Here is a 25,533-nt window from a genome sequence, read left to right on the forward strand (position 1 = left end):
TCCTATTGTATAACTCTTCTCTATCTATCTCTTTCAAACAAAATAATGGAGATGATTATTTTAGTAATCATCTCCATTATTTTAACTTGTATTCTCCTATTATGTCTACGTCATAATTTTCACGAAGTCTTCGAGAAATTTTTTATAGTGCAATGACCAACCAATTCGCACCCAATTCTTTAAGGATTTCGCATCAGGTTGTGGACGGAAATCAGCAATACTTTCTCCCTTTGCAATCCCCACTGTATCTACATCGACACGACGGTACACATAATCCAAAATAGACGGATTCGCCGCAACCATCATTGTAACAACATCATGTACTGGGCTACCTGTTATTTTCGGATTTAACTTTTTATACGCTTTATAATAATACGTAAATATTGGTTCAATTAATTTATTAAAATTCGTTTTAGAGTGTTTCGTAATATATTTCACCATTTCTGGCGTAATAATTGCTTCAGATGTAACGTTAAGTGGCACTAATGTCAAATTCTTGGCATTTTGCATAACTAATTGTGACGCAATCGGATCACCATGAAAATTCGCCTCTGCGACTGGTGTCACATTGCCGGGCATTAAAAAAGCACCACCCATTATATAATATTCTTTCACATACTTCATCATCGGCTTTTCTAAAATAAATGCTGTTGCTAGTGTCGTTGACCTACCAGCATCAACAATGATTAATTCTCCTTTATACTTTTCAAGAATATCAAAAAAAGCACAAAAAGGTTTTATATTTGGAGAAAAAGCTTTTGGAGGTTTAATTGGCCCTAAACCGTCTGCCCCATGAATTTCTGGATAATACGTTGTAACATCTCCGGATAAAGGAATTTTCGCACCATTAATAACAGGTATATCTTCCCGCCCTGCCATTTGCAGCAAATATGCTGCATTACTTGTCGCCTTTTCTTGTGTTACATTTCCATATCCGGTTACAACACCAACAATATCTATATCAGGATGCATAATTCCATACATGATGGCTAAAGAGTCATCAATTCCTGGGTCTCCCAAAAATAACACTTTTTTCATCGACCTCAACTCCATCCCCTCAATTGTTATTAATTTATGAATAACCTTACATATACAGAATAAAAAAGAATAAATTCACACAAAAAAACGTAGTCCTCTATAAGGACTACGTTCTTCCTCTAACCTATACTGTTTTTCTTCACAGCACTCATACTTCCAATGATATAAGCGATAAACGCAAAACAAATTGGGAAGACAACTGTATGTATACCGAACGGATTTGGATAGAAAAGATGAATACACATATATGAGCCTACCCCAACTAAAATAGAGGCAAGCGCTCCTGTTGCATTTCCTTTTCTCCAATATAACCCTAATACGATTGGCCAAATGAATGCTGCTTCTAACCCACCGAAAGAAAATAAATTTAACCATATTAAAAAATCTGGTGGTTTAATTGCTGATGCATAAACGAGCAGCCCTACGATACCAGTAATCCACAAACTTCCTTTTCTAATCGTACTGTCTGCTGCATCTTTATTTATGTAATTTACGTATATGTCTTTAATAATTGATGAACTTACAAGTAACAATAACGAGTTTACTGTAGACATAATTGCTGCCATTGGCGCAGCTAAGAAAACTCCAGCTAGCCAAGGTGGCAACACTTCCATCGCGAGTAGCGGCATGACTTTATCCGGTACCGTTATCCCCGGAAGTACGACTCGCGCAAATACACCTGTTAAATGCATACCAATCATGATTGTACCTACAACAACCGTTCCAATTATTAACGCTTGGTGCATAGCTTTTGAATTTTTATAAGACATGGCACGCACGCTAATTTGCGGTAACCCAACAACACCAATTCCAATTAAAATCCAAAATGATGTCACATATGATTTCGTTAAACTACCATCCGCTCCGAATGGTGTAATTAAATTTGGATTGATTTGAATAAGCTCCTGCATAATCTTTTCAATTCCACCACCAGCAATGACAGTAGCAATTAAAATGATTGTCGTTCCAACTAACATAATGATTCCTAATAACGTATCTGATAAAGCAACTGCACGAAATCCACCAATTAATACGTACACAAGTACAGAAAAAGTAAATAAAAATAGTGCTGTTGTATAAGATAGACCCGTTAGTGATTCAATTAATCGGCCACCGCCGACCCATTGAGCTACTGTTGCTGAAAATAAGAAGATAATAATACATAACGCAGAAAGTATAACAACTGCTTTATTATTGTATCTTCCCTTTAAATAGTCGATAAGAGTAATGGCTTCCATCTTCCTAGCGATAATTGCAAACTTTTTACCGATAACCGTTAAAACGATATACCCTGTTACAACTTGAATCGCAGATAATAATACCCATCCGAGGCCCATATTGTACGCAATACCCGGACCACCAATAAAGCTACTAGCACTACCGTACGTAGCAATCATTGTCATCGCTAATAATAAACCGCCAAGTTCACGCCCACCAAGAAAATATTCTTGTAAAAATTTATTATTAGCAGTCGCTTGTACGCGTCTTGAAGCATATACACCAATTAAAAATACAACGATAAACGAAATTATCATTGGAATGATTACATACCAATTCATCTATTATTCCTCACTTTTTTCTTCCTCATCGAGTGAAATATCTTGAAATACAAAACGAACAACTAAACTAAGTAAAATAACCATAACGATAAATCCAACGATACAGCTATAAAAAAACCATGCTGGAAAACCGAATACATATGTATATTCACTTGGATTTTCACTACCAAGCCCATAAGCAAATCCGTACCATATTATAAAATTGATAATTGCAAGTCCAAGACCAATTAACGCTTCTCTATGGGCAATTCGAAAGCGTGGATCATCATGATAATTCTTCATTTTCTCCCTCCTCTCACGATGTATTATTGTACCATTGTTCTTCTAGTTTTTCCTACTAGAAAGCAAAAACAAGCAGGATTTTTTATAATCATATAGAAGTTTCTCTTACATTACATATTTTTTACAATTGTAACACAAATGAAATTTGAATTTTCAGTATTTGTTAATTATGATTAAAATTAGAGGCTTTCCATCTAGTTCCCACATCCTTGATTTCGGAATAAACGCCGTCTCGTACTGCGTTTACATTATATTTTCAAGGGGGTTATACAATGAGTCAACTAGCTGTAAATCTTCATGAAAAGGTAGAAAAGTTTCTTCAAGGTACAAAAAAGTTATATGTGAATGGATCTTTTATCGAAAGCGCTTCCGGAAAAACATTTAAAACGCCTAACCCAGCAACCGGCGAAACACTTGCCGTCGTTTCTGAAGCTGGTCGAGAAGATATTCATAAAGCTGTCGTTGCAGCTCGCATGGCTTTCGACGAAGGTCCTTGGTCTCGCATGAGCACTGCTGAGCGAAGCCGTCTTATGTACAAGTTAGCTGATTTAATGGAAGAACATAAAGAAGAGCTTGCACAGCTCGAAACGTTAGATAACGGAAAGCCAATCCGTGAAACAATGGCAGCAGACATACCACTTGCAATTGAACATATGCGCTATTATGCTGGCTGGGCTACGAAAATCGTTGGTCAAACAATTCCTGTTTCCGGTGATTATTTTAACTATACACGCCATGAAGCTGTTGGTGTCGTTGGTCAAATTATTCCTTGGAACTTCCCACTTCTTATGGCAATGTGGAAAATGGGAGCGGCGCTTGCTACAGGATGTACAATCGTTTTAAAACCTGCAGAGCAAACCCCATTATCCGCTCTATACTTAGCTGAATTAATTGAAGAAGCTGGATTTCCGAAAGGTGTTATTAATATTGTTCCTGGATTCGGTGAATCAGCTGGACAAGCTCTCGTTAATCATCCACTCGTTGATAAAATTGCATTTACTGGTTCTACTCCAGTCGGTAAACAAATTATGCGACAAGCATCTGAATCATTAAAACGCGTTACACTTGAGTTAGGCGGTAAATCACCAAATATCATCTTGCCAGATGCTGATTTATCTCGCGCTATTCCTGGTGCACTTTCTGGTGTTATGTTTAACCAAGGACAAGTATGCTCTGCTGGATCACGCTTATTTGTTCCGAAGAAAATGTATGATAATGTCATGGCTGATCTCGTCCTCTATTCAAAAAAACTAAATCAAGGTGTCGGTCTTAACCCTGAAACAACAATCGGTCCTCTCGTTTCTGAAGAACAACAAAAACGTGTAATGGGCTACATTGAAAAAGGGATTGAAGAAGGCGCTGAAGTACTTTGCGGAGGAAGCAATCCATTCGATCAAGGCTACTTCGTTTCTCCTACAGTATTCGCTGACGTAAATGACGAAATGACGATCGCAAAAGAAGAAATTTTCGGTCCAGTTATTTCTGCAATACCTTTTAACGATATTGATGAAGTAATTGAACGTGCAAATAAATCACAATTCGGCTTAGCGGCTGGTGTGTGGACAGAAAATGTTAAAACAGCACATTATGTTGCAAGTAAAGTACGTGCTGGTACTGTATGGGTAAACTGTTATAACGTCTTTGATGCTGCATCTCCATTTGGAGGATTTAAACAATCTGGTCTTGGCCGTGAAATGGGATCTTACGCATTAAATAACTATACAGAAGTGAAGAGCGTTTGGCTCAACTTAAATTAACGAAAAAAGAACCTGGCCTATCCGGTCAGGTTCTTTTCATTATGTATTCCTTTAAACTTGTAGTCCTCCGCTCACATTCAATACTTCTCCTGTAATATAGGATGCGTATTCTGACGCTAAAAAGGCTGCTGCGTTCGCAATATCTTCTGGCGTTCCAATTCTACCAACTGGAATCGCGCCAACCATCTTTTCTTTCACTTTATCTGGTATCGTTTTTGTCATATCTGTATCCATAAACCCTGGACAAATCGCATTGCACGTAATGCCGAAGCTTCCAACTTCTTTCGCCGCTGTTTTCGTTAAACCTACAACTCCTGCCTTTGTAGCAGCATAATTCGCTTGACCTATGTTTCCTTCTCTACTAATTGAAGATATATTAATAATGCGTCCATACCCTTGTTGTCTCATGTAAAGAAGCGCTGGCTGCATACAATAAAAAACACCTGTTAAATTTACTTGCAGTACTTGTTCCCATTCCGGTTTCTCCATTTTATGTAACATAGCATCTCGCGTAATGCCTGCATTATTTACTAAAATGTGCAGTGTACCAAATGTTTGGACAGCGTATTCAATTAAGGATTTCGCATCATTTTGATTACTCACATCACAACGATACTGCTTCACTTCATATCCTTCATCTGCTAATTCACGTGTCGTTTTTTGTAGCTTCTCTTCATTTACATCGCTAATTAATACTTTCGCCCCTAGTTTTGCATAAACCCTTGCAATCTCTTTTCCAATTCCCTGTGCAGCTCCTGTTACTACAGCTGTTTTCCCATTTAAAAACTCCATCCCTATCCCTCATTTCTATTACTTATACTGTATATTTCGGCTCTTTGCTTCCCAATTCCTCTTTGTATAAAAAAGTCTATTTGTGTCAAACTAACTTTGCAACGTCGCATAAAACACAAGGAGATTGTGTCGAATGAACAAAAAAAATTTCAAGCAAAACAAAGCTGCTGATGGCATTGATGTTGAGTTCTCTCGCGAACTCGCTGACCACAATGACTTAGAAGCAAACGCACGTGCAAATGCCGCTGATGCACGTCAAAAACGCCAGTCAACAGAAAAATAAGGAACGCACAACCTTATTCTTTTCAACAGGGACCTACTACCCAACAAAATAAACCGAGAGATATCCTCTCGGTTTATTCTCTATATTTTTTTATATAATGTGCCAAAGTAAGTAGCGGATATATATATGCATAGCTATGATAACGAATATAAAACCCACCTGGCAAACCTGTTCCGGTAGGATATTTTTCATTCACATAAGGATTCGCAAGCAAATATGAAATACCTTTTCGAATAGCTGGTGTTTCTTCATCATGGTAAGAAATGAGAGCATCTAACGCCCATGCTGTTTGGGATGGTGTACTAAATGGTAAAGTAACGAACCTTTTTTCCACACTACTGTGGCACGATTCCCCCCACCCACCATCTTCATGCTGTATATGTTCTAACCATAAAGCTGCTCTTTTCATTGATGGATTGCTAGATGGAATTCCGAGTGACCGTAAACCAGTCATAACAGCCCACGTACCATATATATAACAAATTCCCCATTTCCCATACCATGATCCATTTTCCTCTTGCACATTCATTAACCAATTTATCGCACTTTGTTTTTGTTTCTCAGGCAATTCATTTTGCGCGTATGTCCCGAAAAGCTCTAACACTCTTCCTGTAATATCTGGTGTAGAGGGATCTGTAATCATATCGCTTGCATTTTCGATTGGTAAATTTGCTAATAAATTGCTCGTCACACCTTTTTCAAACGCTCCCCAGCCACCATCATTATTTTGTAATCCTTTAACCCAATTAACCCCTTTCTTCCAAGCATTATCTACATTTTCGTTCCCTCTACTTCTTGCCAATGCTCTTAGCACAGCTGTTGTATCATCGACATCTGGAATTGTCGTATTCACATCCGAAAAACCCCAACCGCCTGGAGTCAGCGCCGGAGCATGTACGCTCCAATCAGCTTTTTTTGTATGCTGTTTTTTTAATACATACGCTGTTGCATGTTGAATCATCTTATTATCTTTTGAAGCGTGGGCCTCTTGTAACGTATAGCTGAGTAAAGCCGTATCCCATACAGTTGAAGGAGAATTTTGCAAATGATTCCCTCTTTCCATCTTCCATATATAAGATGTTATCCCTGCTATAGCTTTTTGAATCATCGATGATTGAAGAGAATGTCCTAACGCGAGTAAAGCATAAATCATATAAAATGAGGCAGTTGCGTAACTATATAACGTTCCATTTTCATCAATACGCTCTTTCATAAAACGTTCGACTTCCTCATATCCTTTATGGTGTAAAGAAAGTGGATACGATATGATTTGTTTTACATCACTTAATAACGTTTGAAACAACGGAGACCGCTCCTCCCGAAACCATTCCCCTCCCCCGCCTGCGATATGATTTAAATTTGGCAGTAACTTTTTTCCTACTCGAAATCTTTTATTTAAACAAACCATCATCGGAATTAAATGGATACGTGCTGAGCTACTCAATTCAAATATACTGAGGACTGAATCATTTTGCAGAAACATAATCGGTGTTGGCAAATGAAAGAGCGAAGGGTATTCATATTCTCCATGAATTGCTAATAAAAACTTCGTCATAAAATGAGCACGCGCCACGCCTCCACGTTCCTTAATAAACATTTCGGCTCGCCTCATATTCGCATCTTCTTTTGTATATTTTTTTGAAGCTAGTAAGGCAGCATAAGATTGAATTGTAGCAGATAAATTGCCACCCACTTCATCTTCATACAATTTCCATGTTCCTTCATTTGTTTGAAGTGATGCTAATCTTTTTACAAACGGTTCTATCTCTTTATCTCTACCTAATAATTTTAATAAAAAAATCATATGGCAATCTGTTAATGGTGCTCCTTCAAAACAAAACTGCCACGTACCATCTTGCCGTTGCATCGTTTGAAGTGCAGTTGTTCTTCTCACTATTTCTTCATGCACTTTTTCATATAATAACAAGTTACTCACCCACCCTTTCGAAATCCGTATAACGATATTCAAAAAGGTAGCTAAATATGTATGAAAACAAAGAAAAACAGAACATATAAAATGTTCTGCTCATAAGCAATATCCCACTCCGACAATAATCCCTACTAAAGCACCGACTACTACTTCATACGGTGTATGCCCGACAAGTTCATTTAACTTCTTATATTCTGTTTGTCTACCGTGAAAGAACTCATTCAATATTTTCGCTTGTTTACTAACTGCAAGTCTTACTCCTGAAGCATCATACATAACAATTATTGCAAAGATAGCTGCAATAGCAAATAAGGTACTTTCTACACCTTCCACAACGCCAACACCTGTCGCAAGTGCTGTAACAGTTGAAGCATGAGAACTCGGCATCCCACCTGAAGCGAAAAACTTTGCAAAATCAAATTCACCCGTTTTGAATAATTTAAAGACTACTTTCGTTAATTGTGCTAGAAACCATGAAATTACAGCGGCCATAAGCGGATCATTATGTAAAATTGTTTCCACGTTCTCAGCTCCCTACTGACTATAATGGAAATCTATATAGTATCAGTATAAAGAAAAATGCGTAGAAAATACTACGCATTATGATACTTTTGCTGATTTATTTTTTATAAATTTCGGTTGTTTCTGCACTAAAAACTTTGTTTTCGCTATTGAAAACACAAATAATGCAACCCATATACAGAAAAATGCCATCATATGAGTAGATGTGAAATGTTCACCAAATACGAATACACCTAAAATTAAACTAATCGTTGGTGCAATATATTGTAAAAATCCTACCATATAAAGCGGAATAAGTTGTGCTCCTTTTGCAAAATAAAAAAGTGGTAAAGCTGTAACAATGCCTGCTCCTATTAATAGTAACGTCGATGACATGGAAATAGATCCAAACGAACCGAATCCATGCGCTCCTGTCATAACGAGATAAATAATCGCAAACGGCGTCACTAACATCGTTTCCATCGTAAGACCAATTGTCGCATCATAGTTTAACAATTTTTTTGTTAATCCGTATAATCCAAATGAAAAGGCAAGTGATAAAGAAACCCACGGAATAGATCCGAAACGGACTGTTAAAATGATAACCCCTATTCCAGCTAAACCAACTGCAACATATTGCCAAAAGTTTAACTTTTCCTTTAAAACGACTGTACCAAGTAAAATACTAATAAGCGGATTAATATAATATCCAAGACTTGCTTCAATGACATGATTATGATTAACGGCCCATATGTAGACAAACCAGTTTCCGCTAATCAAGACTGAAGCTATTGTTAATGACATTAATAATTTAGGTCGTTTAAAAAGATTCACGAACTCCCCAATAAACTGACGAAACCTCTTCGTAACACCTAACACAAGTAACATAAAAACGAACGCCCAAACGATACGGTGTGCTAATATTTCATCTGCTGGAACTTCCTCAACCCATTTCCAATAGATTGGTAGGATTCCCCACATCGTATAAGCACCAGCCGCATATATAATTCCTTTTTTTTGCTGTGCTGATTGACTCCCCATCTTCCCTTTTCTCCTCTTCTCATTTTTCTCCATTATACGGTCCCGCATGCTCACTTTACCAATAATCAATCTGCAATTCTTTCGACATTTCTCATACAGCAAAAAGTAAACATACTGTTATAACGATAAGTAACGGTATACCGAAAACAAATTTCTTTTTATGTGTTTTATGGTGAAACATATACATACCGATCCAAGCACCAACTGCGCCTCCAGCTGCCGCTGATAAAAACAGCGTACTTTCTGGCGTTCTCCACTGTTTCTTCTTCGCTTTTCGTTTATCAAGACCCATAAGGCTAAAAGCTATAACGTTAATAATAACAAAATAAATCCATTTCATCGCTTTCTCTCCCTATGAAAAATTCGCTTAATGGTAACATGAAAAAACGATGGAAACAACTGAAGAACACTTTTTATTAATTAATTACCTTTATATTTAAATAATCAACTAAAATCGTAGTTAAAGCAATTAAATAGAAAGATATTATGAGCAGAATTTTATATTGCATTCCCTTCATCCACTACTATATCATCGAAAAAACTTCTCTCAATCTCTTTTTCATCAAAATGCAGAACTACAATTAGTCCTACATATAAAGAAACAAAATTTAGAAACCATTCCCCATTATCATCTTTCTTAGCTAAACATTTAAATATCTCTTGAAATTGCATACGTTCATCTGCAGCAACAATCGGGCGCACACCAAAATATTTCAATACGAAATGTAGGTTCAGATGCACGGATAATGATAAAATATATTTTAATATCTCCGTATACTCCGCACTATCTTTTTGACTATACAACTTCACAAGCTTTTGATGTAAAATAGAAATCGATAATTCTTCGTCAGTCACTTTAGTTGCTTCTATCGTTTCAATCATCTTTTTCATATTCATTACATTCACCCCTTCTGCAAAAAAACAAAAGCCAAAGCGTATTTATTTTATAATCAGCAATAATTGAGTATTTCGCATCTCTCGTTCTTCTTCACTAACCAAATCATACTTTTTTAAAAGATGAAAGATATCATTTAATATTTTCTGTGAATGATTCCCTCGCAAAAATACCTTTAACTCTTTAAAAATCACTTCCGGTAAAAAACTCTTTTGACTTTCAAGTTTACTCATTACATCTTCCATAGAATGATCGATATTACACGCCATACTAAACTTCCCCCTCTATCCTCTATAAATAATATCCTCCGCTAACGATGTAAACACTTCTCCTACAAGAGACTCTTCATCATATACAGATGAACCGTTATTTTCTTCTCGTTTTGCAAACGGTATTTGTGCAATCACTTCTGTTTGCAATTGTTCTGCAAGCATTTCGCCGCCACCTTTTCCGAAGAGATAATTTTTCGATCCATCTTGTTCTTCATAATAAGCCATATTTTCTACAATACCTAAAATCTCGTGTTTCGTATGTTTTGCCATAACACCTACTCTAGATGCTACGAATGAAGCTACGTTGTGTGGTGTTGTAACGATAATTTCTTGCGCCTGCGGGATCATTGCTGCAACATCAATAGCTACATCTCCTGTGCCAGGTGGTAAATCAAGAAGTAAATAATCTAATTCTCCCCAGTGCGTATTTGCAAGGAAATTTTGAATCCATTTATTTAACATCGGTCCGCGCCACATAACTGGGTTATTTCCTTCCGTAAAAAATCCCATCGACATAATTTTAACACCGTGACTGACAACTGGAATTGCTGTTTGCTCAATCATCGTCGGTTTTTGATTCGTTTCCATCATAGCTGGAATGCTAAAACCATATATATCTGCATCTAATATCCCCACTTTTTTGCCCATACGAGCTAAAGCAGTTGCAAGGTTAATTGTCACCGTTGATTTTCCAACTCCACCTTTACCGCTCGTTACAGTAATAAATCGTACCCCTGAATCAAGGCGAAGCATGCTCGGCATTCCAGTTTCTGTTCTACTATTTTTCTTTAACTTCTCTGTTAGCGCAGCTCGTTCTTCTTGTGTCATAGAACCAAATGTCAAATCTACTTTAGATGCACCAATTGCCTGAAGAGACTCTTCCACATCTTGTTGAATTTTTGCCTTTAATGGACAACCTTGAATCGTTAGCACTACTTCAAGTTTAACCTCTGTTCCATTCATTTGTATATTTCTAACCATATTTAATTCTACAATACTTTTGTGTAACTCCGGATCCTCTACATGCTTTACTGCGTTCATTATTTGTTCTTGAGTAATCATAGAACTCATCCCTTCTCGTATTCGAATTTATATACAACATCTTCTTGGCGAAAAAGCTTATTATCCTCCACTAACGGGCGGGATTAATGCCACTATATCTCCAGCTTTTATCATCTCTTCATCCGTTACAAACTCTTCATTAACAGCCACCATCACTCTATCAAGCGATTGTAAGCAATAGCTTACTTTGAACCATTCTTTTAATTGCTGAACTGTCATTTTTTGCTTTTCTAAAATTACTAGTCGATCCGATCCGACTTCCTCACGTAAATTTGCGAACAATAAAATTGTAATCATCTTCTCATTCTTCCTTCTTCGGTTTTCCATCCGGATATGCCGTATTTTCAAGTTGATCACCAATCCACATCGTTCCATCTTCCCAAAATTCTTTTTTCCAAATTGGGACGATTCGTTTTATACGTTCAATCGCGTATTCATTCGCTTCATACGCTACTTTACGATGCGGTGATGAAACTGCAATAACGACCGCAATATCCATGATTTCTAGCCGCCCTACTCGGTGCGTAATTGCTACTTTTGCGTCCGGCCATTTTCCATTAATTTCTTCACCAATTTTCGTAAGTTGTTTTACTGCCATCGGTTTATATGCTTCATACTCTAAATGTAATGTTCGTTTTCCTTTTGTTAACTCTCTCACCGTACCAATAAAAGTTGTAATTGCACCTGCTTCTCTTCTTGCGACTTTATTCGTTACTTCTTCAACTACAATCGGTATATCTACAATCTCAAATAGCGCTTGTCCCATTAGAAACACCTCTCACTTTATAAAGTGCCCAAGGCCATTCACTACCTTCGTTATCTTCCAGCAAGAGAACATCTACGAACATATCTTTTTTATAACCTCTCGTACCACCTGGAAGTACAATAAATATATTTGTCTCTGCTAGAGAAGAAACCGAGCTAGATTTATCAAACCCTGACGGATAAGCAATTAATTGCCCTTCGTTATATGTCAGTTTTGCTCGCACAAATCTTGTAAATGGATTTGGTTTTAAAAAATCTTCTCCTAATAACGCTTTTTCTCTTTTTACATGTGCTTTTTCACTAAACATATACGTCCGAATACATGGCCTTACAAATAATTCAAATCCTACGTAACAAGCAGATGGATTTCCTGATAAACCAAATAATAACTTGCCATTTAATTGTGCTACAGTCGTAACACTTCCTGGCCGCATTGCAACTTTATTGAAAAGCACCGATGCACCTAACTTTTCGTAAATAGCTGGTAAATAATCGTAATCTCCTACTGATACACCGCCTGTTGTAATGAGCATATCCACTTGGCTTAACGCTTCTTTTACAGCTGTGAAACATGTATGAAAATCATCGCTAATCTTCCCAAAATATTTTACTCTTCCGCCCGCTCTTCGAATTTGAGACAATATCATATACGTATTACTATTTCGGATTTTCCCTGGCTGTAATGAATCATTTACATCCAGTAATTCACTACCAGTCGCTAACAATCCAATTACAGGCTTTCTCGCCACTGGTACCTCACTATATCCGAACGTAGCAAGAAGAGCTGAAATCCCTGGATGAATGTATGATCCTTTTTTTGCAAGAACCGTTCCTTTACGAGCATCTTCACCTTGAAAAGAAATATTGTCGCCCATTTTGAATGACCGCTTCACTTCCATATAATTGTTGCCAGCTTCCTCATATTGACGGGTCAGCTCTAACATAACAACCGCATCACACCCATTCGGAATTTGTGCTCCCGTCATAATTCGAACCGCTTGAAACGGCCCTACTTTCTCGTGAAATATTGATCCCGCACCAATTTCACCAACTACTTTAAATACAATTGGCGTTTCATAACCCGCTAAATTCGTATCTTCTGCTCTAATAGCAAACCCATCATACGGTGAACGATTGAATGAAGGTACGTCATGGTCAGCTATTAAATCCTCTGCTAATATACGTCCGTAAGCTAATTCAATAGGTAGTAACTCCTTTAATCCCTCATTAGCAAATCCCATTACTTTACGAACAGCTTCTTCAACCGTAATTGGCACTCTTCTTTCCATTATTGACAACCCTTTCTATTAACCGAATACGTGATAATATAATTGTTTCGCTTTCGAAATATCATTTGTACCATGAATGAAAACACGACCATCTCGAAAAATAACGACGCGGTAATCATCTAGTTGGCAAGATAGTAAATACGGATTCCGATCTACTTCCCCCAATTTTTTTAATACTTTTTCTATATCGTCAAAATCGTACTTCCTATTTTCTACCGGCCTAATTTGCACTGTATTTCTTCCGCATAAAACAGCCACCTTCGTTTGGTTTTCGTATGATAAATAAGGATAAGTTCGATTCAAACCGCACGAGGGGCAATCTTCTGTTTTGATTTTCCCTAGTTTTATAAAATGGTTTTGATTACTCCATATATCAAACATGAAAAATGTTTTTCTAATTGCTGAGAAATCTCCAACTAAAATTTTGAGTGCTTCCGCCACTTGATATGCTGCGACGATTTGAACAGTCGGGCTAATAATTCCAGCGGTATCACATGTCACACCTGTAACAGGAACGTTCTTCAGCACACAATGTAAACACGGTGTCTCTTGCGGAATAACCGTATAACTCATACCGTACGATCCAACGCAAGAACCATATACCCACGGGATATTATGTTTTTGTGATAAGTCATTTATTATGAATCGAATATCAAAATTATCTGTTGCATCAATTATTACATCTACACTTTTTAATAGGTCCTCCATATTTTCTGCAACTGCATCCATTACGAAAGCATGTATTTGTACTTCCGAATTAATTTGTTCTAGCCGATTTTTAGCAGCGATTGCTTTCGGCATTTTCTCTCTCACATGTTGTTCAGAGTACAGTTGTTGCCTTTGTAAATTACTCCATTCAACGTAATCACGATCAATAATCGTCAATTTGCCAATACCTGCACGTACGAAACTTTCGGCACTTGCACTTCCTAATGCGCCTGCTCCTACAATTAACACATGTTTATTCCGAATTTTTTCTTGCCCTCTACTCCCAATTGGTTTGAACAACTGTTGTCGTGAATACCGCTCAGCCATTACATATCCTTCCTCTCACGAACTCTATTTCATATTAGAATGTTGTTTTTGATAACAAGCAAAATAAGCAAATCCAACAAATCCAGCTCCCCCAATTACATTTCCGATAAAAACAGGAACAAAATTTCTAGCAAGATCCATCCACGTCAGATGACCTGCAAAAATAACTGCTGAAATAACAAACATATTTGCTACCACTTGCTGAAATCCAATCACTACAAATGCCATAATCGGAATCCAAATTCCGATTATTTTCCCGACAAAATCACTCGTCCCATAAGCGAGCCAAAGCGCAAGACAAACGAGCCAATTACAACCAATTGCTAAAATTAAAGTTCTCCCAAATGATTCATGTAATTTCCCTTCCGCTATCGCTACCGTTTTATTTAAATAATCTCCCTCTGTTAATCCGCCAAGATGACCGAAACAATACGCAACAAAAATAGCTCCCACGAAATTCATGAAAGTAATCCAAACCCAATTATTTAGTACACTTACCAATGTAATTTTCTTTGCATAAAGCGCCATAGAAAGTGACATCATATTTCCGGTAATTAATTCTCCTCCTGCTAATACGACGAGCATTAATCCAACAGGGAAAACCGCTCCTCCTAAAACATTGACTAAACTACCCCAGCGCTCAGGTAAATTACCTAAAACACGAATGTTAAGCAAAAAACCTAACGAAATAAACGCTCCTCCTAAAAAACCGAGAATAAGCATTGCTGGCAACGTCTGACTTACTTTTTGAACACCGGCCTCAATTACAAGCTCAGCAATTTGTTCCGGTTTATGAAATGCCATTACCAATTCCTCCATTTTCTCCAAATAAAAAAGCAGCTTCAAAAAACCTCCTCAAAATAAAGGTTTTTGAATGCTGCTTAATTTCTCTGCACATCTTTTACAGAGATATCAATCATCACTTTTACTATAAAATAGAAAATCTACAAACGTTGCATACTTTCCATTTTGTATATACTTCCTCAAAGCGTCACTCTTATATATCAACCACCAATATGTGACATTTCAATTTTAGGCGATCTTTTTTTACTTGTATGACTTAAGCGTTCATCTGAATAACGATCTTCTCGGTTGTTCCATATATCACGTACGATATCTGTTATTTCCTCGTCAGTGTATCCAGATCGAAGTAGTTCCCTCAAGTCATTTCCTTTAGAAGCGAACAAACAAGTATATAATTTTCCCTCTGCAGAAATACGTGCTCTCGTACATGATGAACAGAAGGAATCTGTTACTGATGAAATAATACCTATCTCTTCTTCATTTCCAATATAACGATAGCGAGTCGCAACTTCACCTGCATAATTTGCTTCTATCCGTTCTAATGGCATAACTTGATGAATGGCATCTACTATCTCTTGTTTCGAGACGACCTCTCTTAATTCCCAACCGTTATAATTCCCAACGTCCATATACTCAATAAAACGAAGAATATGCTTATTTTCCTTAAAGTATTGCGCCATCTGCAAAATATCTTGTTCATTTTTCCCTTTTTGAACGACCATGTTAATTTTAATTTTCATACCAACTTCAGCTGCAGCCTGTATGCCTTCCAGGACCCTTTGCACTTTGCTTCTATTGCCATTCAAATAGAAAAACCGATCTTCTTCTAAGGAATCTAAACTAACTGTCACACGTGATAAACCCGCCTTATATAAATCAGGAGCAAACTTTTTCAGTAGTGATCCATTGGTTGTTAAACCTATATCCTCCACACCCCCTATTTTATTAAGGCGCTCAATAAGCTGCGGAAGTCCTCTTCGAAGTAACGGTTCTCCGCCCGTAATTCGTAACTTTCTTACACCTAAAGAAACAAAAATACGTGTTATCCTTTCAATCTCATCAAAAGATAAAATTTTATCATTAGACAAAAACGAATAATCAGGACCAAATATTTCTTCCGGCATACAATAACGACAGCGGAAATTACAGCGATCAGTAACAGAAATACGTAAATCCTTTAAAGGACGTTGTAGTTTGTCTAATGTGACAGATTTCATATTTATTGCCTCGCTTTTACTTATTTTATATTTAAAACACGCTCCGGATGCGTATATACATTTAAGGATTGATTTCGAATAAACCCTATTGTTGTAATACCTAATTCTTCAGCCAGCTGCAAAGCCAACTCAGTTGGAGCTGATTTTGAAAGTATAATTTCACAACCAATCTTTGCAACTTTCAATAATATTTCCGAAGAAATACGACCACTAAAAACAATGATTTTATCACTTATAGAAATATTATTTTTTAAGCAATAACCGTAAATTTTATCTAACGCATTATGTCTGCCGATATCCATTCGGCTTAAAATAATAGCATTCACATCACACAAAGATGCATTATGAACGCCGCCTGTATGACGAAATGTCTCTGCAGATTGCTGCATTTCTTTCATTAATCGAAAACAGTCTTCTGCAGCAACCTGTACATGTATGCCATTCATTTTTTTCGCGCTTAATGCATCATTTGCAAAAACAAACCCTTGTCTACTCATACCACAGCATGAAGTAATATAACGTTTATTTTGCATTTGTTCGTAATACGGATTCACTTTTTTCGTTGTGACATGTACAAATCCTTCTTTCTCTTGTACCCATATGTCATCAATATCTTCATACTTCCGGATGATTCCTTCAGATGCTAAAAAGCCTATTACCATATCTTCTATATATTCTGGAGTACTAACCATTGTAACAAACTCCTGTCCGTTCATTTTAATCGTGACAGGAAACTCTGTTACAATACTGTCCTCTATATGTTTAAACGCCCCTTGTTCATAACGAAAGATTTCTCTTTCTACCTGTATCGGTTTCACGATCAGTATCCTTCTCTCACGTTATATTTTTATCAAAAACAAATACCGAAACTGCAATATCCTCTTCTACTTTCATATCTGAAAATAAATTCACTAATTTCGCTCCAACAAGTTCCTCCAAATGTTCACGGGAATTCGCAGCATACACTTCTTGAATCATTTTCGTTCTAGCCAAATGAACCATTTCCGCACCGTCCATCGTACTTGAAATGAATTTTTCAGTAGGTGTTAAGTTTCCGTAAAGGGTCGCAATCGCCATATTTTCAGCAAAAACAGTATGAATTCGTTCTGGTCCTTTTCCGAAAAGTTCCTTTCGAAGTTTTCGTATCATATCATTAAATTCATGTACTTTTTTTGACATACAATTATACCTCCCAAAAATCCTCATTTTACTTTATTATATATTTTACCAAAATGACCCTTCCGCCCAAACTATTTCATACAAACATTTGGGCGAAAAGATTCACTTCATGAAGATTATTCGTCTTTTAACCCTTTACCCATACCTTTTAAGAAATGAAGCCCAAACCCGATAGCACGGTTAATATCTGGGTCTTTCAATACTTTCATAAGGTCAAATACCCCTATTTTTTTATTACTCTCTAGATGTTCATTACCTTCTTCTAACCCTACTAATAAGCTACCTATAAGCTTTTTCGTAAGTTCTGGATCAAGTTCTGTTAAAGCACCCGCAGCACCCATCATATTATTAATTAAATTTGTAACAGGTTCACGAGTTACTTGACCAAGAACTATCTTTGCGATTGGTTCTTTCGCCTTTAACATAGAATTTGCAGCTTCTAGCATTCCGATGTCATTTAATTCACCAACAATATTAAACATTTGATTTAAAGCCTCTTCATTATTAGCTAGGAGCTCTTTTAAATCATCTAATTTTTGCTGTTTTATTTCTTCCTCAGTTAATTCTTGTTTTTGAATCATTTTTATAGGTGCAGCCATATTTTTCTCCTCCTACTTATCCGTTAAATGCACATACCCTGGACGTGCCCACTTACGATGTACCTCAATGCCAGCTTGAGGGTGACGTTTTTTATTACGCGGGTTCGCTTTTGGCATCGGATTTGCGCCATCAACTTCTAGCACTTCCATACGCACTTTCGTCTGTTTATAAGCAGGTGTGTTCGTACGTACGTCCACAGCAGGACCTGTTAAGAAATTAATTGCTGTTTCATTATCTGTAGAGTTCATCGGTAAATATAACTCATTCGCTTTTACACGATCTGTTACAAGTGCACGTAATTTTAACGCTCCAAAAGGAGAGATAAGACGAACTAACGAACCTGTTTTTACTCCACGTTCTTTTGCAAGTGCTGGAGAAATTTCAACGAAAACGCCAGGTACTTTCGTTTGAATACCTGTTGATTTATTTGTCATATTTCCTTCATGGAAATGTTCAAGCATACGACCGTTATTAATGTGAAGATCGAACTCTGCTGGGAATTCAGCTGGACGTACCCAATCAGCAATCGCAAAACGAGCTCTTTTATCTGGGAAGTTAAATCCATCTTGGAACAGAAGTGGTGTATTCGTTCCATCAAAACTTCCCCAATGGAAACTATTCCACCCTTCAAGTACTTCATAGTTTGCTTGTGAGAATAGTGGTGATAAACTTGCCATCTCAGCAAAAATTTCACTTGGATGGCTATAATTCCAGTTTGCACCTAATTTATTCGCAATCTCCTGCACAATCCACCAATCTGGCTTCGCATCTCCAAGCGTAGGAAGAACTTGATACAATCTTTGTACACGACGCTCTGTATTTGTGAAAGTACCTTCTTTCTCCAGAGAGGGTGCTGCCGGTAATACAACATCTGCATATTGAGCAGTTTTAGATAAGAAAACGTCTTGTACAACGAAGAAATCAAGGCTTGATAACACTTCATGTACGTGGTTCGCATTAGAGTCTACAAGAGCCATATCCTCTCCGACAAGATACATAGCTTTCATTTTCCCTTTATCAATTGCGTGAAGCATTTCAATATTATTAAGACCTGGTTCACTATTAATTTTCACTCCGTAAGCCATTTCAAATTTCGCACGTTCCATATCGTTCGTAACGTGCTGATATCCAGGAAGCCATCCTGGTAAAGTACCCATATCACAAGCACCTTGTACGTTATTATGACCTCGAAGTGGATATGCCCCAGCACCTGGACGACGATAATTACCTGTTGCAAGCAGTAAGTTTGAAATCGCAGCGGAAGTATCCGATCCACCTGTATTTTGCGTTACTCCCATACCCCAAAGGATACATGTACCATCTGCATCACGAATCATTTCAGCCATTTGAATAAGTGCTTCTTTTGAAATACCAGTCATTTCTTCTGCATATTCAAGTGTATATTCTGTAAGACTCTCTTTAAAATCTTCAAAGAAGTTTACATTCTCATCAATAAATCGTTGATCATGCCAGCCTTGGTCAATCATATATTTCGTAACAGCCATTAACCATACTTGATCTGTTCCTTGTTTTGGACTAATAAAGACGTCTGAACGCTCTGCCATTTCTGTTTTACGAAGATCAGCCACAATTAATTTTTGTCCGTGTAATTTATGCGCACGTTTAATACGCGTAGCTAAAACAGGATGACCTTCTGTCGGATTACAACCTACAATAATAACAAGACCAGATTTTGCGATATCTTTAATCGTTCCAGCATCTCCGCCCATACCAATTGTACGGAATAATCCGTCTGTCGCTGGCGATTGACAATAACGTGAGCAGTTATCAATATTATTCGTTTCAAATACTTGTCGAGCTAATTTCTGAATTACATAATTGTCTTCATTCGTAATTTTAGATGAAGAAATAAAGCCGACAGCATCTTTACCGTACTCTTCTTTAATCGATCCTAATTTACTTGCAACTACATTTAATGCTTCTTCCCATGTAGATTCAACAAACGTTCCATTTTTACGAATTAAAGGTTTTGTAATTCTTTCTTTAGAATTTACGAAATCCCAACCGAATTTCCCTTTTACACAAGTAGAAATTGCGTTAACTGGCGCATCAGAAGAAGGTTGTACTTTAAGGATTTTACGCCCTTTCGTCCACACTTCAAATGAACAACCTACACCACAAAATGTACAAACTGTTTTCGTTTTCTTCGTACGAGTATCACGCATGGCCGCTTCCACTTCTGATACCGCAAAAATGCCGCTATATCCAGGCTCAACTTCTTTAATTAAATCTACCATCGGTTCAAGAATATCTGGTTTTAATCCCGTCATAAATCCAGCTTCACCGAGCATCGTTTTCTCCATTAAAGCGTTACAAGGACAAATGGTTACACATTGACCACAGCTCACGCATGAAGAATCATTAATATTTACTCCTTCATCCCAAATAACTCGTGGACGTTCCGCTTCCCAGTCTATTGATAACGTTTCATTTACTTGTAAGTTTTGACACACCTCAACACATTGACCGCATGCAATACATTGATTAGGATCGTAGCGATAAAACGGATGCGTCATATCAACTTCACTTGCATCTACTTTTGGTTCATAAGGATATTTTTGATGTTCAATCTCCATTAATTCTGCTGTATTATGCAGTTTACAGTTCCCATTGTTATTGTCACATACTGTACAGTATAATAAATGATTTTCTAGTAACCGATCCATTGCCTCTGTTTGTGCTTCTTTGGCATGAGCAGAATTACGTTCAATGTTCATACCTTCTGTCACTACTGCCGAACAAGAGCGCACTAACTTTCCGTCAACCTCTACAATACAAGTGTCACATGTTTGAATAGGATCTACTTCTGGCACGTAACAAATTTGCGGATGTTCAATCCCGTTCTCATTAATAACACCCAATATCGTTGAACCAGGCTCCGCTGTATACTTTTTTCCGTCAATTGTAATATGAACCATGTTGTTATTCATGGTCTTTCCCCCTTTTTGAGAATAAAAAAACTCCACCACGAAAATATACGCACCACATTTCGGCACGTTATTATCATGGTGGAGTAGTTTATTAGCACATCTTGCTAAAATACCAATCCATTTATTCATAAATAAAACGATAGATTCATAACAGGTCATATCACGATTCCATCTTTAACACTATAATTATAGCGTTAAAGATGGAAATATACAATATAAAATTTAAACTACGCATATGTCAGCACGGAACTATCCATAATAACCCATATAAAACATAACAAGGAGTAAGCAAACAAATGGGGTCTTTTAATAAATGGATACGTGGTGAAAAATCTTTCTCTGCACAAGAACAAGCTGATCACCTTTTAAATAAATCTATCTCTTCCTCTCTTTCCCTTAATCTAAAGCACTTGTCCAAACTTTTTAGCGGTATTCCAGAATTAATTACACGTACTTTTCCGTTAAAAAACGGAAAAGAAGCTGCAATTATATATATGGAAGGACTTGTAGACAAAACCGTTATTAACATTGATATTCTTCGCCCTCTCCTATTTAAAGAGTGGAATGAAGTTGATTGTTGGGAATCCTCAGTTACAGTCGGGAATATAAAGAAAGTTCAGCAGTGGTCCGACATTGAACATTCCCTTTTACATGGGAAAAGCATTTTATTTATAAATGGACAACTTACAGCATTAGAACTAGATACGCAATCGGCGCCAAAAAGAAGTATTGAAGAACCTACAACAGAAACTGCTATAAAAAGCTCCCACGAAGGATTTAATGAAGTAGCGAGCGACAGTCTTGCACTTATTCGTCGATATATTCCAAATCGCGAATTGAAAGTGAAGGAATTCACTGTTGGTGAACGAGCTACTTCAAAGGTTTTTTTGCTGTACTTAGCAGATGTTGCAAACGAAGACGTTGTACAAGAAATGGCATGCCGTATCGAATCAATCAAAGTGGATGCCATTATTACTACCGGAGAATTAGAAGGGTTTGTTGAAGATAATTCCTATACTCTCTTTCCGCAATTATCAATAACCGAACGCCCTGATACAACAGCCCATCACATTTTGGATGGACGAATTGCTGTTGTTGTAGACCGCTCACCCGGCGTATTAATTGGACCTATGACCTTTTCATCTTTTTTTCAGACGATAGATGATTACAGCTTCCGGCCAATGATTCCATCTTTCATACGACTACTTCGTTTTACCGGACTATTTATTGCAATATTTGCTCCAGCTCTTTATATTGCTATGATTTCCTTTCATTATGAAGTGATTCCACTTAAATTATTGTTAACAATTGGAGAATCTCGAGCTAAAATTCCTTTCCCCCCCATATTAGAAGCACTTTTGATGGAACTAGTACTTGAAATGCTCCGCGAAGCTGCGGTTCGGCTTCCTGGTCCCGTTGGACAAACGATTGGAGTCGTAGGAGGGATTGTCATTGGACAAGCTGCTGTCCAAGCAGGAATAGTAAGTAATGTTATGGTTATCGTCGTATCTATTACTGCAGTCGCTTCTTTTATCATCCCTAACATGGAAATGTCAGCAGGAATTCGACTTCTTCGCTTTCCAATGATGATAACCGCTTCTTTGTTTGGGGTCATTGGAATTATGGTCGGGATGGCAGTTATCATCATCCATATTCTTTCTATGGAATCACTTGGTGTTCCTTATGGTAGTCCTTTTTCTCCGTCATTTGCTTCAGATTTAAAAGACATTCTTGTACGTTTACCATGGAAACTAATGAAGAAACGACCACTATCCCTCAACTTAAAACAAGAGAATCGACAACGCGATATAGAAGAAACGGAGGAAGATAAGTGACAAAGCGTGCAAAGAGGGAGATTAGTTTATTTCAATACATTTTAACGATTAGTGGTGTTCAAGTAGGGTTCGGTGTACTTACACTGCCACGTGAAGTTGCGCAAGGGGCGAATACAGATGGCTGGATGTCTATTATAATAGGATGCGCTATCACTACTTTAGTCAGTCTATGTATTGTAAAAATTATGGAAAAACATCCCGGATATACTTTACTTGATGTGCTAACTCGTTATCTTGGGAAGTGGCTAGGAAGAGTAGGAATGATTTTTTGGATTTTATATGCTGTTCTTGCAGCTGTATCCTTAATTTTTTCCCTCTTATACGTTATTCACATTTGGATTTTACCTAGATCTCCAATGTTTTTAATCATGATGTTATTATCTATCCCAATGGTTATGCTCGCATGTAAAGGTGTTCTTATTATTAGCCGCTATGCTGTTTTTACTGTCTTATTTACACTCTGGATGCCATTGCTCTTATTTATCCCACTTAAAGACGGGCATTGGGTTTATCTGCTTCCTCTCCTTAAAGAGGGATGGCTACCAGTTTTCAACACCGTAAAATCAACTATTATTGCCTTTCTCGGATTTGAGTTTGCATTTGTCCTTTATCCTTATCTCAGTAATAAATCATCTGCAAAAAAAGGAATCGTTATTGCAAATATGATTACTTTATTCGTTTACCTGCAAGTTACGTTCGTTTCTTTCGTTTATTTTAGCCCAGATGGTATAACTAAGTTTTTATGGCCCACTCTTTCTCTTGTTACACCATTTCACTTTTCATTTCTGGAACGGTTTGAAATTATCTTTTTGTCATTTTATCTCTTCATTATTTTTGATTCTTGCATTCCTTATATTTTTACTGCCTCAGATGGAATCAATCAGTTACTTAACAAAAAAGGGAGTTCATTACCTATTTGGTTTTTATTATTCGGGTGTGTTTTCGTTTTATGTTTTTATATCCCATCCTCGTATCAAATAAGTGCATTGCGGGAATTTTGGGGAACTGCAAGTTATTTTATCGTTTTTCTATTCCCAGTCGTATTTCTCTTATACATGACACTTTATCAGCATTGGAAAAGGAGAAAAATTTAAATGAGACGCTTTATTTTCACTATATTTTGCTTTCTCATAACCTTTTTAACAGGATGTGGAGGAGATCGGCTCGACTTAGAAAAACAATCCATTTCATTAATTTACGGGTTTGATACAAAAGCAAAAGGAAAATTAATTGTATACCACGTAAACCCTATTTTTAATGAAGATGTGGAGAAAAAATACGAAACTCATGAAGCGACAGTACATACCCCTCGAGAAGCAAAAGCAACATTTAATAGTTCAAGTAGCGGTTTAGTATCTACAGAAAAGTTACAACTCATTTTATTTAGTACGAAATTTTTAAAACAAGAAGGAGCTATGCCTTACCTTGATGTTTGGTATCGTGACCCTAAAAATACTGGAAATATGCGCATGGTTGCAGTTGACGGTCCAATTTCTTCCGTTATATATAATAATTTTAAAGATAAGCCTGCACTTCCTGAATATTTAACAGATTTAATTAATACGAACAAACTATACAATCGAACCGCGTTTACGACATTCCATGAATTCCATAGACAAACTTTTAATAAAGGTATAACACCTGCTATCTCAGAAATAAAAAAAGGAAAAAAAGATATTATCGTTACTGGTTCCGCACTATTAACTTCTCGCGGAATTTATAAAATGTCTTTAAATCGATATGAAAGTGCCCTTCTTCTTCTATTACAAAAGAAAGCGAATATACCCGTTTCACTTACACTGAAAATCCCTTCTCATTCAGTTGAAAGTAATAGTCATCTAAAAGATACAGACGGCGACGACTTTGTAACAATAAATGTTCTTAGCATGAATCGTGACATTCACACAGGCTATAACGATAACCACTTCAAATTTAATATTGCAATGAATTTTAAAGTTTCCGTATCTGAACTTACATTCAACATGGATATAGACAAAGGTAGAAAGAAAATAACTTCACTTATTACAAAACAACTAAACAAAGATTTAAATGATTTAATCCACAAAATTCAAAAACAGCAACTTGATCCATTCGGGTTTGGTGATTATGCGAGAGCATTTCAATATAAAGAATGGAAAACGGTTGAAGACGATTGGCCGAGTGCCTTTTCAAAGTCTAATGTGAAAGTAGCACCTACTATTAAAATTTTAGAGAACGGGATTATTAAATAAAAAAAACACGCTACTTGCTCTTATACGTGTAAAGAGTAAGTAGCGTGTTTTCATTTTTATTTTGAAGCTTCCTATGCAGTTACGCTTCTGTTTCTGGTTCTTCGTTTTCCGCCTGTTCCAATCTTTGCTGCTCCGCAAGTTCGGCTGAAATCATTCCATAATAAATTTCTGGATACAATCCAAATATTTGATATACACTTCCTAAAAACGGCATC

Annotated in this window: 27 protein-coding genes; 5 read left to right on the forward strand and 22 right to left on the reverse strand. The window is 36.9% G+C overall.

Going from position 1 to position 25,533, the window contains the following annotated elements; all coding sequences use genetic code 11:
- Positions 1-105 precede the first annotated feature (105 nt).
- From ACLBWW_RS21925 to ACLBWW_RS21935, 3 genes are all read right to left on the reverse strand, one after another.
- Positions 106-1,038: a nucleoside hydrolase gene (locus ACLBWW_RS21925; protein ID WP_000756434.1), complete on the reverse strand. Its 933-nt coding sequence runs from the start codon at positions 1,036-1,038 to the stop codon at positions 106-108.
- Between the two features lie 119 nt (positions 1,039-1,157).
- On the reverse strand, positions 1,158-2,597 hold the full coding sequence (panF, locus tag ACLBWW_RS21930; RefSeq protein WP_098641693.1) for a sodium/pantothenate symporter: 1,440 nt from the start codon (positions 2,595-2,597) through the stop codon (positions 1,158-1,160).
- Positions 2,598-2,600: 3 nt separating this feature from the next.
- Positions 2,601-2,879 carry a YhdT family protein gene (locus ACLBWW_RS21935; RefSeq protein WP_000800717.1) on the reverse strand — a complete coding sequence of 93 codons (279 nt, stop codon included), beginning with the start codon at positions 2,877-2,879 and terminating at the stop codon, positions 2,601-2,603.
- A 272-nt stretch (positions 2,880-3,151) separates the two neighbouring features.
- On the opposite strand from ACLBWW_RS21935, the gene dhaS reads away from it, so the two are divergent.
- The gene (gene dhaS / locus ACLBWW_RS21940; RefSeq protein ID WP_000080279.1) at positions 3,152-4,636 is read left to right on the forward strand and encodes an aldehyde dehydrogenase DhaS; all 1,485 of its coding nucleotides are present in this window, start codon (positions 3,152-3,154) and stop codon (positions 4,634-4,636) included.
- A 51-nt stretch (positions 4,637-4,687) separates the two neighbouring features.
- Here dhaS and fabG read toward each other — a convergent pair whose 3' ends face one another.
- The gene (fabG, locus tag ACLBWW_RS21945) at positions 4,688-5,428 is read right to left on the reverse strand and encodes a 3-oxoacyl-ACP reductase FabG (protein WP_048543969.1); all 741 of its coding nucleotides are present in this window, start codon (positions 5,426-5,428) and stop codon (positions 4,688-4,690) included.
- A gap of 133 nt (positions 5,429-5,561) precedes the next feature.
- Between fabG and ACLBWW_RS21950 the strand changes: the two genes are divergently transcribed.
- The gene (locus ACLBWW_RS21950; protein WP_001035806.1) at positions 5,562-5,711 is read left to right on the forward strand and encodes a YfhD family protein; all 150 of its coding nucleotides are present in this window, start codon (positions 5,562-5,564) and stop codon (positions 5,709-5,711) included.
- 73 nt (positions 5,712-5,784) lie between these two features.
- On the opposite strand, the gene ACLBWW_RS21955 is transcribed toward ACLBWW_RS21950, so the two are convergent.
- The 17 genes from ACLBWW_RS21955 to fdhF form a co-directional block, all read right to left on the reverse strand.
- Positions 5,785-7,638, reverse strand: coding sequence for a terpene cyclase/mutase family protein (locus tag ACLBWW_RS21955; RefSeq protein WP_098641694.1), 1,854 nt, complete (start codon positions 7,636-7,638; stop codon positions 5,785-5,787).
- A gap of 99 nt (positions 7,639-7,737) precedes the next feature.
- Entirely contained in the window at positions 7,738-8,163 is a 426-nt protein-coding gene (locus tag ACLBWW_RS21960; RefSeq protein WP_000447816.1) for a divergent PAP2 family protein, read from the reverse strand.
- Positions 8,164-8,241: 78 nt separating this feature from the next.
- Positions 8,242-9,183, reverse strand: a complete 942-nt coding sequence (gene rarD, locus ACLBWW_RS21965; RefSeq protein WP_000535553.1) for an EamA family transporter RarD — start codon at positions 9,181-9,183, stop codon at positions 8,242-8,244.
- Positions 9,184-9,274: 91 nt separating this feature from the next.
- The gene (locus tag ACLBWW_RS21970) at positions 9,275-9,523 is read right to left on the reverse strand and encodes a DUF1294 domain-containing protein (protein WP_048543978.1); all 249 of its coding nucleotides are present in this window, start codon (positions 9,521-9,523) and stop codon (positions 9,275-9,277) included.
- A 158-nt stretch (positions 9,524-9,681) separates the two neighbouring features.
- Positions 9,682-10,080: a hypothetical protein gene (locus ACLBWW_RS21975; protein ID WP_447614237.1), complete on the reverse strand. Its 399-nt coding sequence runs from the start codon at positions 10,078-10,080 to the stop codon at positions 9,682-9,684.
- Positions 10,081-10,122: 42 nt separating this feature from the next.
- Positions 10,123-10,347, reverse strand: a complete 225-nt coding sequence (locus ACLBWW_RS21980) for a hypothetical protein (protein ID WP_048543982.1) — start codon at positions 10,345-10,347, stop codon at positions 10,123-10,125.
- Positions 10,348-10,362: 15 nt separating this feature from the next.
- On the reverse strand, positions 10,363-11,412 hold the full coding sequence (locus tag ACLBWW_RS21985) for a P-loop NTPase (protein ID WP_447614238.1): 1,050 nt from the start codon (positions 11,410-11,412) through the stop codon (positions 10,363-10,365).
- A 60-nt stretch (positions 11,413-11,472) separates the two neighbouring features.
- Positions 11,473-11,709, reverse strand: a complete 237-nt coding sequence (gene moaD, locus ACLBWW_RS21990; RefSeq protein WP_141519874.1) for a molybdopterin converting factor subunit 1 — start codon at positions 11,707-11,709, stop codon at positions 11,473-11,475.
- A 4-nt stretch (positions 11,710-11,713) separates the two neighbouring features.
- Positions 11,714-12,178 carry a molybdopterin synthase catalytic subunit MoaE gene (gene moaE, locus ACLBWW_RS21995; RefSeq protein WP_000529380.1) on the reverse strand — a complete coding sequence of 155 codons (465 nt, stop codon included), beginning with the start codon at positions 12,176-12,178 and terminating at the stop codon, positions 11,714-11,716.
- On the reverse strand, positions 12,159-13,466 hold the full coding sequence (gene moeA / locus ACLBWW_RS22000) for a molybdopterin molybdotransferase MoeA (protein ID WP_098122152.1): 1,308 nt from the start codon (positions 13,464-13,466) through the stop codon (positions 12,159-12,161). The genes moaE and moeA overlap by 20 nt, the downstream gene beginning before the upstream one ends.
- Before the next feature lie 18 nt (positions 13,467-13,484).
- Complete coding sequence (locus tag ACLBWW_RS22005; RefSeq protein WP_098068968.1) at positions 13,485-14,501, reverse strand: molybdopterin-synthase adenylyltransferase MoeB; 1,017 nt, start codon at positions 14,499-14,501, stop codon at positions 13,485-13,487.
- Positions 14,502-14,525: 24 nt separating this feature from the next.
- The gene (locus tag ACLBWW_RS22010) at positions 14,526-15,305 is read right to left on the reverse strand and encodes a formate/nitrite transporter family protein (RefSeq protein WP_033656377.1); all 780 of its coding nucleotides are present in this window, start codon (positions 15,303-15,305) and stop codon (positions 14,526-14,528) included.
- A gap of 200 nt (positions 15,306-15,505) precedes the next feature.
- Complete coding sequence (gene moaA, locus ACLBWW_RS22015) at positions 15,506-16,522, reverse strand: GTP 3',8-cyclase MoaA (RefSeq protein WP_098077955.1); 1,017 nt, start codon at positions 16,520-16,522, stop codon at positions 15,506-15,508.
- 20 nt (positions 16,523-16,542) lie between these two features.
- On the reverse strand, positions 16,543-17,340 hold the full coding sequence (fdhD, locus tag ACLBWW_RS22020; RefSeq protein ID WP_098068969.1) for a formate dehydrogenase accessory sulfurtransferase FdhD: 798 nt from the start codon (positions 17,338-17,340) through the stop codon (positions 16,543-16,545).
- A gap of 16 nt (positions 17,341-17,356) precedes the next feature.
- A complete protein-coding gene (locus ACLBWW_RS22025; protein ID WP_000039580.1) occupies positions 17,357-17,701 on the reverse strand; it encodes a DUF2294 domain-containing protein in 345 nt (114 codons plus the stop codon).
- Between the two features lie 116 nt (positions 17,702-17,817).
- Complete coding sequence (locus ACLBWW_RS22030) at positions 17,818-18,300, reverse strand: DUF1641 domain-containing protein (RefSeq protein ID WP_048543995.1); 483 nt, start codon at positions 18,298-18,300, stop codon at positions 17,818-17,820.
- A gap of 12 nt (positions 18,301-18,312) precedes the next feature.
- A complete protein-coding gene (fdhF, locus tag ACLBWW_RS22035) occupies positions 18,313-21,252 on the reverse strand; it encodes a formate dehydrogenase subunit alpha (protein WP_048543997.1) in 2,940 nt (979 codons plus the stop codon).
- 296 nt (positions 21,253-21,548) lie between these two features.
- On the opposite strand from fdhF, the gene ACLBWW_RS22040 reads away from it, so the two are divergent.
- Genes ACLBWW_RS22040 through ACLBWW_RS22050 form a run of 3 tightly spaced genes read left to right on the forward strand, consistent with a single transcriptional unit; the run spans position 21,549 to position 25,318 of the window.
- Positions 21,549-23,087 (forward strand): spore germination protein, encoded by a 1,539-nt coding sequence (locus ACLBWW_RS22040; RefSeq protein ID WP_048544000.1) that lies wholly within the window; start codon positions 21,549-21,551, stop codon positions 23,085-23,087.
- Positions 23,084-24,181: an endospore germination permease gene (locus tag ACLBWW_RS22045; RefSeq protein ID WP_048544002.1), complete on the forward strand. Its 1,098-nt coding sequence runs from the start codon at positions 23,084-23,086 to the stop codon at positions 24,179-24,181. Before ACLBWW_RS22040 ends, ACLBWW_RS22045 begins: the two co-directional genes overlap by 4 nt.
- Complete coding sequence (locus tag ACLBWW_RS22050) at positions 24,182-25,318, forward strand: Ger(x)C family spore germination protein (RefSeq protein WP_048544004.1); 1,137 nt, start codon at positions 24,182-24,184, stop codon at positions 25,316-25,318. It begins immediately after the preceding gene.
- Between the two features lie 79 nt (positions 25,319-25,397).
- Here the strand turns inward: ACLBWW_RS22050 and ACLBWW_RS22055 are convergent, their stop codons facing one another.
- A complete protein-coding gene (locus ACLBWW_RS22055) occupies positions 25,398-25,532 on the reverse strand; it encodes a hypothetical protein (protein WP_001116178.1) in 135 nt (44 codons plus the stop codon).
- Position 25,533 lies beyond the last annotated feature (1 nt).

The organism is Bacillus sp. M5A3_1b (assembly GCF_053345335.1).

What these genes read in the sequence shown, in the direction of transcription:
- moaA (WP_098077955.1), bottom strand. Translation starts at nt 16,522, where the DNA reads ATGAAATCTGTCACATTAGACAAACTACAACGTCCTTTAAAGGATTTA.
- ACLBWW_RS21970 (WP_048543978.1), bottom strand. Translation starts at nt 9,523, where the DNA reads ATGAAATGGATTTATTTTGTTATTATTAACGTTATAGCTTTTAGCCTT.
- ACLBWW_RS22025 (WP_000039580.1), bottom strand. Translation starts at nt 17,701, where the DNA reads ATGTCAAAAAAAGTACATGAATTTAATGATATGATACGAAAACTTCGA.
- ACLBWW_RS21950 (WP_001035806.1), top strand. Translation starts at nt 5,562, where the DNA reads ATGAACAAAAAAAATTTCAAGCAAAACAAAGCTGCTGATGGCATTGAT.
- ACLBWW_RS22010 (WP_033656377.1), bottom strand. Translation starts at nt 15,305, where the DNA reads ATGGCATTTCATAAACCGGAACAAATTGCTGAGCTTGTAATTGAGGCC.
- panF (WP_098641693.1), bottom strand. Translation starts at nt 2,597, where the DNA reads ATGAATTGGTATGTAATCATTCCAATGATAATTTCGTTTATCGTTGTA.
- ACLBWW_RS21935 (WP_000800717.1), bottom strand. Translation starts at nt 2,879, where the DNA reads ATGAAGAATTATCATGATGATCCACGCTTTCGAATTGCCCATAGAGAA.
- ACLBWW_RS21985 (WP_447614238.1), bottom strand. Translation starts at nt 11,412, where the DNA reads ATGATTACTCAAGAACAAATAATGAACGCAGTAAAGCATGTAGAGGAT.
- moaE (WP_000529380.1), bottom strand. Translation starts at nt 12,178, where the DNA reads ATGGGACAAGCGCTATTTGAGATTGTAGATATACCGATTGTAGTTGAA.
- ACLBWW_RS21980 (WP_048543982.1), bottom strand. Translation starts at nt 10,347, where the DNA reads ATGGCGTGTAATATCGATCATTCTATGGAAGATGTAATGAGTAAACTT.
- ACLBWW_RS21975 (WP_447614237.1), bottom strand. Translation starts at nt 10,080, where the DNA reads ATGAATATGAAAAAGATGATTGAAACGATAGAAGCAACTAAAGTGACT.
- ACLBWW_RS22040 (WP_048544000.1), top strand. Translation starts at nt 21,549, where the DNA reads ATGGGGTCTTTTAATAAATGGATACGTGGTGAAAAATCTTTCTCTGCA.
- dhaS (WP_000080279.1), top strand. Translation starts at nt 3,152, where the DNA reads ATGAGTCAACTAGCTGTAAATCTTCATGAAAAGGTAGAAAAGTTTCTT.
- ACLBWW_RS22030 (WP_048543995.1), bottom strand. Translation starts at nt 18,300, where the DNA reads ATGGCTGCACCTATAAAAATGATTCAAAAACAAGAATTAACTGAGGAA.
- ACLBWW_RS22005 (WP_098068968.1), bottom strand. Translation starts at nt 14,501, where the DNA reads ATGGCTGAGCGGTATTCACGACAACAGTTGTTCAAACCAATTGGGAGT.
- ACLBWW_RS22050 (WP_048544004.1), top strand. Translation starts at nt 24,182, where the DNA reads ATGAGACGCTTTATTTTCACTATATTTTGCTTTCTCATAACCTTTTTA.
- fabG (WP_048543969.1), bottom strand. Translation starts at nt 5,428, where the DNA reads ATGGAGTTTTTAAATGGGAAAACAGCTGTAGTAACAGGAGCTGCACAG.
- moaD (WP_141519874.1), bottom strand. Translation starts at nt 11,709, where the DNA reads ATGATTACAATTTTATTGTTCGCAAATTTACGTGAGGAAGTCGGATCG.
- ACLBWW_RS21925 (WP_000756434.1), bottom strand. Translation starts at nt 1,038, where the DNA reads ATGAAAAAAGTGTTATTTTTGGGAGACCCAGGAATTGATGACTCTTTA.
- fdhF (WP_048543997.1), bottom strand. Translation starts at nt 21,252, where the DNA reads ATGAATAACAACATGGTTCATATTACAATTGACGGAAAAAAGTATACA.
- rarD (WP_000535553.1), bottom strand. Translation starts at nt 9,183, where the DNA reads ATGGGGAGTCAATCAGCACAGCAAAAAAAAGGAATTATATATGCGGCT.
- moeA (WP_098122152.1), bottom strand. Translation starts at nt 13,466, where the DNA reads ATGGAAAGAAGAGTGCCAATTACGGTTGAAGAAGCTGTTCGTAAAGTA.
- ACLBWW_RS22055 (WP_001116178.1), bottom strand. Translation starts at nt 25,532, where the DNA reads ATGCCGTTTTTAGGAAGTGTATATCAAATATTTGGATTGTATCCAGAA.